Genomic DNA, 10079 nt, shown 5'->3' with positions numbered 1-10079 from the left:
CACCCGCACCAGCCACTTCGCGCGACTTCGCCCCGCCGACCAAACGATCGACGGGGCGAAGAACGCGTAAGGCCCCGAATTAACCAACAGCGTCCACCTCCGTTCCGGGGCCGTCGTACGTGTCCGGGCTAGATGTCGTACGTCACGCTGGGCGCCGCCAGCTCCACCGGGCCGTCGTAGACCGCGCGCGCGTCCGCGAGGTTGATCTGGGGGTCGGTCCACGGGGGGATGTGGGTGAGGACCAGGCGCCGGGCGCGGGCCCGGGTCGCCGTCTCGCCCGCCTCGCGGCCGTTGAGGTGCAGGTCGGGGATGTTCTCCTTGCCGTGTGTGAAGGCGGCCTCGCACAGGAACAGGTCGGCGTCCCGGGCGAGTTCCTCCAGCGCGTCGCTGACGCCGGTGTCGCCGGAGTACGTCAGCGTCTTCCCGCCGTGCTCGACGCGGATGGCGTATGCCTCCACGGGGTGGGGGACCCGTTCGGTGTGCACGGTGAACGGGCCGATCTCGAAGGTGCTCGGCTTCACCGTGTGGAAGTCGAAGACCTCGCTCATGGACGAGGCGGTGGGGGTGTCGGCGTAGGCGGTGGTCAGTCGGTGCTCGGTGCCCTCGGGCCCGTAGACCGGGAGGGGGGCGCAGGGGCCGCCCTCGTAGCGGTAGTAGCGCGCCACGAAATAGCCGAGCATGTCGATGCAGTGGTCGGCGTGCAGATGGCTCAGGAAGATTGCGTCAAGGTCGTAGAGACCGCAGTGGCGCTGCAGCTCACCCAGGGCGCCGTTGCCCATGTCGAGAAGCAGCCGGAAGCCGTCGGCCTCGACGAGGTAGCTCGAGCAGGCCGACTCCGCGGACGGGAACGACCCCGAGCAGCCGACGACGGTGAGCTTCATAAAGCAGAAACCTCCGCTGGCGGGGAACATCAAAAAGAAGGTGACGGGGGTCGTGCGGTCCGTCGAGCGTAAGGCGCAAAAGGTCGGGTCGCTCCTCCGGCAAGGGCTGTTGTGGGCGAACTCACCTGCGCTGTCACCGGTTCGGCTGGATGCGGGGCGTATGAGGGGCGAAAGAGGGCGCGCGGTGAGGCTCGCACGCCGGTAACGTCAACCATATGGACACGTCCTGGTGGTTGGCGCTCGCGGCTGTGGTACTGCTCGCGCTCGTGGCCACGCTCGTCGACGGGTGGGGACGGGGCCGCCGGCCCGAGGGCCGCAGGACCCGGCCTCCGGGGCGCCCGGCCCGCCGGGGCGGCGCGGCGCGGCCGCAGCCGGCGGAGATCTGGTGGGCCAGCGTGCCGTACGAGGAGGGCCCGGGATCGAAGGACCGCCCCTGCCTGGTGCTGTCCGTCCGCGGCAAGCGCGCCAGGATCGCCAAGATCACCAGCAAGTACCGCGACGAACGGGCCGGGGTGATCCCTCTTCCGCCGGGCTCGGTGGGGGACGCGCAGGGGCGCACCAGCTTCCTGGAGACCGACGAGGTGCGGGAGGTGTCCGTGTGGGACTTCCGGCGCCGGGTGGGGGTCGTGGACCCGGTGCTGTGGGACCAGGTGCGGTATCTGGCGGGGTGAGCCGTCCGCGCCTCATGGCTTCGTCACCTTCACCGTGACCGTCCATTCCTGAATGCCCTTGCACGAGATCCGGTCCGGGCCGGTCGCGCACAGCGGGCGGGACGAGGTGAGCTGCGCCGTTCCGGGCGCGACCGCGTCGAAGGCGGCGACGGCGTCGCCGGGCAGGATCACGATCCCGGCGTTGGCCGCCCTGAGGACGTTGCCCGTGGCCTTGACCGGCGTCCACGGGCGGTCCTTGGTGCCGTCCAGCGTGAGGCGGACCTGCCCGCCGGCCGTGAGGCACAGGGTGCGGCCGCTGTCGGCGGCCGTGAGCTCGGCGCGGGTGGCGCAGCCCTGCCTGGTCGTCGTGGGGGTGGGTGACACCGACGCGCCGCTCCCAGAGGCCCCGCCGTCGTTCTGTGTGGCGCAGCCCGCGAGGAGGAAGGTCGCTGCCGCGGCGGCGACGCTGGTCCGGTGGAGTGTGGTACGGCGCATGGGGCGGCCGCCTTTCTGCTGTACCCGTTCCGGGTGCCCGTTGCCCTCGTGCCGATGTGACGTTTCTCCAGCACATCAGGATCCCCGCCACCACGCACGCCGTCGCCGCGCCCGTCATGATCCCGTCGCCGCGCCCGTCAGCATCGCCGTCGCCGCGCACGCCGGGGCCCCGGTCGCGTCCACGACCGGGGCCCCTTTCCGCTTGCGCGGGTGCGGATCGTTCCGCGGGTGCGGATCAGCCGGTCGTCAGCGCCGTGTCGTCGATGACGAAGCTGGTCTGCAGCGAGGAGTCCTCGACTCCGCTGAACTTCAGCGTGACCGTGGAGCTGGCCAGCGAGGACAGGTCGGAGGGGGCGGGGGTCTTCGGTGCGGTGTGGGCCCCGGCGGCCGGTGCCGCCATGAGACCGGCGACGGTGAGGACGAGGGCGGGTACGGCGGCGGCCAGGAGTCTTCGCAGGCTCCGTCGCCGCTTGCTCGGGCGTGACTCACGCATGGGGGTGTTGCCTCTCTCGGTCTGAGGCCGACGCCGCGCAGGCCTGGGTGGGGCCGTACGCGGAGCCACAGCCGGAAGTGGGGATTCACAAGCTGAGTGGCAGGCCCTCGACGCGCGTAGCGGCGGTGGAACGCGCGATCATGGACATGACACTCAAAACACCTTGAACACCCCGCGGTTGCCGAGTGAGCGTGACATGACAGGGTGCGGGCAGAACGTAGCCCGCACCGGAGGAGGCGGGCAGCCCCGGAGGAAGATCTTTGCCGCTCCATTGGCAGCGCTTAGCCCCCTCATAGGAGGGGGTTGGCGCGCCGATGAGTCGATGAGAGGCCTACGCCCAGAGCTGGCCCTGCAGCGTCCTACGCCCAGAGCTGGCCCTGCAGCGTCTCGATGGCCTCCTCCGTGGTGGCCGCCGTGTAGACGCCGGTCGAGAGGTACTTCCAGCCGCCGTCGGCGACGATGAACACGATGTCCGCGCTCTCGCCCGCCTTCAGCGCCTTCTTCCCCACACCGATGGCGGCGTGCAGCGCCGCGCCGGTGGAGACGCCCGCGAAGATGCCCTCCTGCTGGAGGAGTTCACGGGTGCGGGTGACCGCGTCGGCCGAGCCGACGGAGAAGCGGGTGGTGAGGACCGAGGCGTCGTACAGCTCGGGGACGAAGCCCTCGTCGAGGTTCCGCAGGCCGTACACCAGGTCGTCGTAGCGCGGCTCGGCGGCGACGATCTTCACGTCCGGCTTGTGCTCGCGCAGGTAGCGGCCGACGCCCATGAGGGTGCCGGTGGTGCCGAGACCGGCGACGAAGTGTGTGATCGACGGCAGGTCGGCGAGGATCTCGGGGCCGGTCGTGGCGTAGTGGGCGCCGGCGTTGTCCGGGTTGCCGTACTGGTAGAGCATCACCCAGTCGGGGTGCTCGGTGGCCAGCTCCTTGGCGACGCGTACGGCGGTGTTGGAGCCGCCCGCGGCCGGGCTGGAGATGATCTCCGCGCCCCACATGCCGAGCAGGTCCCGGCGCTCCTGCGAGGTGTTTTCGGGCATCACGCACACCATGCGGTAGCCCTTGAGCTTGGCCGCCATGGCCAGCGAGATGCCGGTGTTGCCGGAGGTCGGCTCCAGGATCGTGCAGCCCGGGGTCAGCCGGCCGTCCTTCTCCGCCTGCTCGATCATGTGCAGGGCGGGGCGGTCCTTGACCGAGCCGGTCGGGTTGCGGTCCTCCAGCTTCGCCCAGATGCGGACGTCGGGGGACGGCGACAGCCGCGGCAGGCGCACCAGGGGGGTGTTGCCGACCGCGGCCAGGGGGGAGTCGTACCGCATCGGGATCAGGCCATTCCCGCCCGTCGCCCGACCGCCACCCCGGTCGGACGCGGCTTCGCCGCGGCAGCGCCTCCTGCCACGGCCGGCAGGATCGTCACGTTGTCGCCGTCGGCGACCTTGGTGGTGATGCCGTCGAGGAAGCGGACGTCCTCGTCGTTCAGGTAGACGTTGACGAAGCGGCGCAGCTGGTCGCCGTCGACGATGCGGGCCTGGATGCCCGGGTGCCGGGTCTCGAGGTCGGCGAAGAGTTCGGCGAGGGTCTCCCCGGTGCCTTCCACCGCCTTCTGGCCGTCGGTGTACTGGCGGAGGATGGTCGGGATGCGGACCTCGATGGCCATGGTTGCGGGCTCCTGTCGGATGGTGTCGGGTCGGTGGGCGCGCGGCGGCGCGGAAGCGTGGTCGTACGCAGGGGCACACGCCGCGGCTCACGGCCGTACGGCGGCAGGGCAGCGTCAACAGATGGCGCTGGCGAGCCTGCACAAGTCGACGTGCAGCCGCGCCACGAGCAGCGTGCCCGGCGTCTTCTCGCTCACGTCGTGGAAAACCATGGGGTCATCGTATCGATTCCCGGTCCGGGTCCCGGAATGTGATCTCGCATCGTGGATGAACTCTGACCGAACTGCGGGATCAGTAGGCCTCCACGACCTTGACCTCCTCCTCCGTGACCTCGCCCTCCACGATCCGGAACGAGCGGAACTGGAACTCGCCGGCCCCGTCCGTGTCCGCGGTGGAGACGAGGACGTAGTGCGCGCCGGGCTCGTTGGCGTAGGAGATGTCGGTGCGCGAGGGGTAGGCCTCGGTCGCCGTGTGGGAGTGGTAGATGATCACCGGCTCCTCGTCGCGGTCGTCCATCTCGCGGTACAGCTTGAGCAGGTCCTGCGAGTCGAACTCGTAGAAGGTGGGCGAGCGGGCCGCGTTCAGCATGGGGATGAACCGCTCGGGGCGGCCTGAGCCCACCGGGCCCGCGACGACGCCGCACGCCTCGTCGGGGTGGTCCTGGCGCGCGTGGGCGACGATCTGGTCGTAGAGGGCCTGGGTGATGGTCAACATGGAGGTCAGGATAAGCAGACAACCGAAGGGGGGCCGCGCGATGGGGGTCCCCCCAGGCGTTCAGCTCCGGGGGAGCCACGCAGGGCGGTGGTGGATGACGAGCGGGCCGCTCCATACCGAGGGGTGGTACGGAACGGCCCACATGGCGGACTTCCTGAGCGGCAGCCGCAGCGGGTTCCACGAGTACCCGCTGCGGCCGGACATCCGGGGCCAGGCCCCTGAGGTCAGCCGACCTTTTCGAGCTCCGGCTCGCGACGCACGGTGACCTGCGGGTTGCGGGCCTTGAGGACCACCCAGCCGATGGCCAGAGCAGCGGCCCACACGGCCATCACGTACAGGCAGACCCGGGAGTCGGCGTCGTAGGCGATCAGGCAGGTGACGAAGAGCAGGAACGCGATGGCGACGTAGCTGCACTTCGCGCCGCCCGGCGCCGGGAAGGAGGAGGCGGGCAGCCGGCCCGCCTCGACCGCGCGGCGGTACAGGACGTGGCTGACCAGGATCATCAGCCAGGTCCAGATGCCGGCCGCGGTGGCGACGGAGGTGACGTAGCCGAAGGCCTTCTCCGGGACGATGTAGTTCAGGACCACGCCGATGCCCATGAAGGCGACGGAGACGGTGATGCCGAGCGCCGGGGTCTTGGAGGCCGACAGCTTGCTGAAGACCCGCGGGGCCTCGCCGTTGTCGGCGAGGGTGCGCAGCATGCGGCCCGTGGAGTACATGCCCGAGTTGCAGGACGACAGGGCCGCGGTGAGCACCACGAAGTTGACGATGCCCGCGCCGGCCGGGATGCCGATGACCGCGAAGGCCTTCACGAAGGGGCTGACGCCCTCCGCGAACTGGGTCCACTTCACCACGCACAGGATGACGGTGAGGGCGCCGACGTAGAACAGGGCGATGCGCCAGGGCAGGGTGTTGATCGCCTTCGGGAGGGTCTTCTCCGGGTTCTCGGACTCGCCGGCGGTGACGCCGACCAGCTCGACGGCGAGGTAGGCGAACATGACGCCCTGCAGGGTCATCAGGGACGAGCCGATGCCCTTGGGGAAGAAGCCGTCGAACTGCCAGAGGTTGGCGACCGACGCGGTGTCACCGGCGGCGCTGAAGCCGAAGGTGAGCACGCCCAGGCCGATGACGATCATGCCGATGAGCGCGGTCACCTTGACCATCGAGAACCAGAACTCGATCTCGCCGAACAGCTTCACCGAGATCAGGTTGGCCACGAACAGGACCACCAGGAAGACCAGCGCCGTCACCCACTGCGGGATGGCCGGGAACCAGTAGTGAACGTAGATCGCGGCGGCCGTCAGCTCGGCCATGCCGGTCACCACCCACATCAGCCAGTACGTCCAGCCGGTGAAGTAGCCGAAGAACGGGCCGAGGAACTCGCGGGAGTACTCCGCGAAGGAGCCCGAGACCGGGCGGTAGAGCAGGAGCTCGCCGAGCGCCCGCATGATGAAGAAGATGATCAGGCCCGCGAGGGCGTACATGAAGATCAGGCTGGGCCCGGCCTTGGCGATGTTCGCCCCGGCACCCAGGAACAGGCCGACGCCGATGGCGCCGCCGATTGCGATCATCTGGACCTGGCGGCTGCCGAGCCCGCGCTCGTACCCCTCTTCGGGGGCTTTGCCGCTCACGGCCTCACTGCCGTCGTATGCCTTACCGACCTGCGATGAGGTCATGTGTGGTGCGCCTTTCTCCATGCCGACCCGGGCCGCTGGTCGACCTCGGATCGGGTTCCGATCCCCCCGGATTGCTGGAGCTGTGCCTGGCCGGCGGTCGCCGGCTCGGTGGCGCACCCGACGGGACATGGGTGGCGTCCATCGGGCGGTCGTGAAGATTTATCACGCCCGCAACACTGATCGCCGGAAGGCGTGTGGCACACCACACAGGGAGAAGCGGACAAAGGGCACCCGGACGGTCCATAACCGGCCGCAACGGTAACGCGATCGTTATCCGGATTTGAGCGTCCTCTGAGCGAACACTTCAGCGCCCGCTTCCGGGCATTTTCCGGGCGTATCCGGGCATTTTCCGGGCATAAGGGACAGGATTACGGCATCAGGGTCGAGACGAGCGTCTCCTGGAGTCCGCCCAGCCACAGGTACGCCATCACCATCGGCTTGCGCGGGTCCTCGTCCGGGAGGCGGTAGATGCTGTCGGTGTCGTCCTCGTCGGTGATCTCCAGACGGGAGCCGATGGCCAGGCGCAGGTCGTTGAGGGCGCCGAGCCACCGCTTGGACTCCTCCACCGACAGCTCCAGGACCGCCCCGCCCTCACCCGCGGGCGCCAGCTGGTTCAGCGAGTGGATCACCGCGAGGGCGTTCTCGCGCTTAGCGGCGCGCAGGTCGTTCTCGGTGTAGCGGCGGAACTCGGCCGAGTAGGCGCGCCTCTCCTCGGCCTCCTGCGACAGGGCGGGCGTCTCCTCGGGGTCGCAGTAGGCGTCCGGGAAGAGCCGCTTGAGGACCGGGTCGGCGGGCGGCTCGCTCGGGCCCTCGGCGAACAGCGCGGCGAGCGGGTCGTCGGGGGCGTCCTCGGCTGGGCCGGGGCCGATGAGCTCCAGGAGCTGTGTGGCCAGCGAGCGGATGATGGAGATCTCGATGTCGTCGAGCGCGACGGCCGCGCCGCCGCCGGGGAGCGGTTCGAAGTGTCCTGGCATGAAGTGGGTTCGCTGCTTCCGGTCCGTCCGGGCTATTTGCGGTCCTGCTGGAGGGTGGCCCACAGACCGTAGCCGTGCATCGCCTGCACGTCGCGTTCCATCTCCTCGCGACTGCCGCTGGAGACGACCGCCCGGCCCTTGTGGTGGACGTCGAGCATGAGCTTGGTGGCCTTGTCCTTGGAGTAGCCGAAGTACGTCTGGAAGACGTACGTCACATAGCTCATGAGGTTGACCGGGTCGTTGTGGACGATCGTGACCCAGGGGACGTCGGGCTCGGGGACGGCGAACTCTTCCTCCGCCGACTCGGTACGTTCGATCTCTACGGGAGCGGGTGACGTCACAAGTCCATGCTGCCACTGGAGGGGGGTAGTCGCACAAATGGGCTCCACGGTGAGCCGCGTGGCGACACCCACAAATCGTCAGACTGACGAAATGGGAGTACGATTTGCTGGTCATGAACACAGCGGACCTTGGGCTGCCGGTGGACGTTCCCTCGACGGCGCTCTTCACGGACCACTACGAGCTGACGATGCTGCAGGCCGCCCTGAAGGCCGGCACCGCCGAGCGGCGGAGTGTCTTCGAGGTCTTCACCCGGCGACTGCCCGAGGGGCGACGCTACGGCGTCGTGGCGGGCACCGGACGCGTGCTGGACGCGGTGGAGAACTTCCGCTTCGACGCGGACGTCCTCGGCTTCCTGCGCGACCGCCGGGTCGTCGACGAAGAGACCCTCGACTGGCTCGCCGACTACCGCTTCGGCGGTGACATCTGGGGCTACCCCGAGGGCGAGGTGTACTTCCCGGGCTCCCCGATCATGCGGGTCGAAGGGTCGTTCGGCGAGTGCGTGCTCCTGGAGACCGTGATCCTGTCGATCCTCAACCATGACTCGGCGATCGCGGCCGCCGCCTCCCGCATGTCCTCGGCCGCCGGGGAGCGGCCGCTGATCGAGATGGGCGCCCGCCGCACCCACGAGCTGGCCGCCGTCGCCGCCTCCCGGGCCGCCTACGTCGGCGGCTTCGCCTCCACCTCCGACCTGGCCGCCGGCTTCCGCTACAACATCCCGACCGTCGGCACCTCCGCCCACGCCTTCACCCTGCTGCACGACCGCGAGCGGGACGCCTTCCAGGCCCAGGTCGACTCGCTCGGCCGGGGCACGACGCTGCTCGTGGACACCTACGACGTCGCCGAGGCCGTGCGTACGGCGGTCGAGGTCGCCGGGCCCGAGCTGGGCTCCGTGCGCATCGACTCCGGCGACCTGCTGCTGGTCGCGCACCGGGTGCGGCATCAGCTCGACGAGCTGGGCGCGCGGGACACGAAGATCATCGTCACCTCGGACCTCGACGAGTACGCCATCGCCTCGCTGGCGGCGGCGCCCGTGGACGCCTACGGCGTCGGTACGCAGCTGGTGACCGGGTCCGGCCACCCGACGGCCTCGATGGTCTACAAGCTGGTCGCCCGGTCCGAGAGCGCCGATCCCAAGGCGCCACTGGTGCCGGTGGCGAAGAAGTCCATCGGCGGCAAGACCTCCATCGGCGGCCGCAAGTGGGCGGCGCGGCGGCTGGACGAGCACGGGGTCGCGGAGGCCGAGGTCGTGGGCACGGGCCCGGTGCCCACGGAGCTTGCGGACCGGCAGCTGCTCGTCGAACTGGTCAAGGGCGGCGAGGTCGTCGCCCGCGAGCCGTTGGACGTCGCCCGGGACCGGCACGCGGCCGCCCGCGCCAACCTGCCGCTGTCGGCGACCCAGCTGTCGCGTGGGGAACCCGTCATTCCGACGGAGTACGTCCACGGGCGCTCGGGTAGCTAAAGCGGGTGGGCACTCGTACACCGCCGAATGCCCTCTCCCGCGCGGCTGCCGGAGTCTCTAGGCTCGTAAGTTCACCGGCGGGGCCCGCACCACAACCCTTCCCACCGACCCGACAGTCGAAGGACACCGACCATGCGCCGCGCCTTGATCGTCGTTGACGTGCAGAACGACTTCTGCGAGGGGGGCAGCCTCGCGGTGGCCGGGGGTGCCGACGTCGCCGCCGCGATCACCGAGCTGATCGGGCAGGCCCCCGTCGGCTACCGGCACGTGGTGGCGACCCGCGACCACCACATCGCACCCGGCGGCCACTTCGCCGACAACCCCGACTACGTCCGCTCCTGGCCCGCGCACTGCGTCGCGGGCACGGAGGGGGTTGGCTTCCACCCGAACTTCGCCCCGGCCGTCACCTCCGGCGCGGTCGACGCCGTCTTCGACAAGGGGGCGTACGCGGCGGCGTACAGCGGGTTCGAGGGCGCCGACGAGAACGGGGTGTCCCTGGCCGACTGGCTGAGGGCACGGGAGATCGACGAGGTGGACGTGGTCGGGATCGCCACGGACCACTGTGTGCGGGCCACCGCCCTGGATGCGGTCCGTGCGGGCTTCCGCACCCAGGTCCTCCTCGACCTGACCGCCGGGGTGGCCGCGGAGACCACCGAGCGGGCGCTCAAGGAGATGCGGCAGGCGGGGGTCGAGCTTTCGGGCAAGCCCGTCGTCGCGTAGGGGCCGGGTCAGGCCTGTGCCGTCTGGCG

13 protein-coding genes are annotated in these 10079 nt (G+C 70.0%); 3 read left to right on the top strand and 10 right to left on the bottom strand.

Annotation, left to right across the window (positions count from 1 at the left end; all coding sequences use genetic code 11):
- Positions 1 to 128: 128 nt before the first annotated feature.
- The gene (locus ABZV31_RS24270) at positions 129 to 881 is read right to left on the bottom strand and encodes an MBL fold metallo-hydrolase (RefSeq protein ID WP_355897472.1); all 753 of its coding nucleotides are present in this window, start codon (positions 879 to 881) and stop codon (positions 129 to 131) included.
- Positions 882 to 1096: 215 nt separating this feature from the next.
- Here ABZV31_RS24270 and ABZV31_RS24265 point away from each other — a divergent pair, with 215 nt between their 5' ends.
- Entirely contained in the window at positions 1097 to 1552 is a 456-nt protein-coding gene (locus tag ABZV31_RS24265; protein WP_355897469.1) for a type II toxin-antitoxin system PemK/MazF family toxin, read from the top strand.
- Between the two features lie 12 nt (positions 1553 to 1564).
- On the opposite strand, the gene ABZV31_RS24260 is transcribed toward ABZV31_RS24265, so the two are convergent.
- The 9 genes from ABZV31_RS24260 to clpS all read right to left on the bottom strand — a co-directional run bounded on the left by ABZV31_RS24260 (position 1565) and on the right by clpS (position 7870).
- Positions 1565 to 2026 (bottom strand): hypothetical protein, encoded by a 462-nt coding sequence (locus tag ABZV31_RS24260; protein WP_355897467.1) that lies wholly within the window; start codon positions 2024 to 2026, stop codon positions 1565 to 1567.
- 235 nt (positions 2027 to 2261) lie between these two features.
- Positions 2262 to 2519 (bottom strand): hypothetical protein, encoded by a 258-nt coding sequence (locus tag ABZV31_RS24255; RefSeq protein ID WP_355897479.1) that lies wholly within the window; start codon positions 2517 to 2519, stop codon positions 2262 to 2264.
- Positions 2520 to 2878: 359 nt separating this feature from the next.
- Positions 2879 to 3829, bottom strand: a complete 951-nt coding sequence (locus ABZV31_RS24250; RefSeq protein ID WP_355897464.1) for a cysteine synthase — start codon at positions 3827 to 3829, stop codon at positions 2879 to 2881.
- Between the two features lie 5 nt (positions 3830 to 3834).
- On the bottom strand, positions 3835 to 4167 hold the full coding sequence (locus ABZV31_RS24245; protein ID WP_355897461.1) for a MoaD/ThiS family protein: 333 nt from the start codon (positions 4165 to 4167) through the stop codon (positions 3835 to 3837).
- A 114-nt stretch (positions 4168 to 4281) separates the two neighbouring features.
- Complete coding sequence (locus ABZV31_RS24240) at positions 4282 to 4377, bottom strand: putative leader peptide (RefSeq protein ID WP_328363763.1); 96 nt, start codon at positions 4375 to 4377, stop codon at positions 4282 to 4284.
- A 79-nt stretch (positions 4378 to 4456) separates the two neighbouring features.
- Positions 4457 to 4879, bottom strand: a complete 423-nt coding sequence (locus ABZV31_RS24235) for a M67 family metallopeptidase (RefSeq protein WP_355897458.1) — start codon at positions 4877 to 4879, stop codon at positions 4457 to 4459.
- Positions 4880 to 5103: 224 nt separating this feature from the next.
- Positions 5104 to 6555: an amino acid permease gene (locus ABZV31_RS24230; protein ID WP_355897455.1), complete on the bottom strand. Its 1452-nt coding sequence runs from the start codon at positions 6553 to 6555 to the stop codon at positions 5104 to 5106.
- A 368-nt stretch (positions 6556 to 6923) separates the two neighbouring features.
- Positions 6924 to 7529 carry a DUF2017 domain-containing protein gene (locus ABZV31_RS24225; RefSeq protein WP_355897452.1) on the bottom strand — a complete coding sequence of 202 codons (606 nt, stop codon included), beginning with the start codon at positions 7527 to 7529 and terminating at the stop codon, positions 6924 to 6926.
- A gap of 32 nt (positions 7530 to 7561) precedes the next feature.
- Positions 7562 to 7870 (bottom strand): ATP-dependent Clp protease adapter ClpS, encoded by a 309-nt coding sequence (clpS, locus tag ABZV31_RS24220; protein WP_355897451.1) that lies wholly within the window; start codon positions 7868 to 7870, stop codon positions 7562 to 7564.
- Between the two features lie 113 nt (positions 7871 to 7983).
- Here clpS and ABZV31_RS24215 point away from each other — a divergent pair, with 113 nt between their 5' ends.
- The gene (locus tag ABZV31_RS24215) at positions 7984 to 9330 is read left to right on the top strand and encodes a nicotinate phosphoribosyltransferase (protein ID WP_355897448.1); all 1347 of its coding nucleotides are present in this window, start codon (positions 7984 to 7986) and stop codon (positions 9328 to 9330) included.
- A gap of 132 nt (positions 9331 to 9462) precedes the next feature.
- Positions 9463 to 10050, top strand: coding sequence for an isochorismatase family protein (locus ABZV31_RS24210; protein ID WP_355897446.1), 588 nt, complete (start codon positions 9463 to 9465; stop codon positions 10048 to 10050).
- Positions 10051 to 10079: the final 29 nt, after the last annotated feature.

The organism is Streptomyces sp. NPDC005202 (assembly GCF_040608235.1).
Classification (GTDB): Bacteria; Actinomycetota; Actinomycetes; order Streptomycetales; family Streptomycetaceae; genus Streptomyces.
The sequence above is the reverse complement of the archived record's forward strand: the minus strand, read 5'-3'. Positions and strand labels throughout refer to the sequence as shown.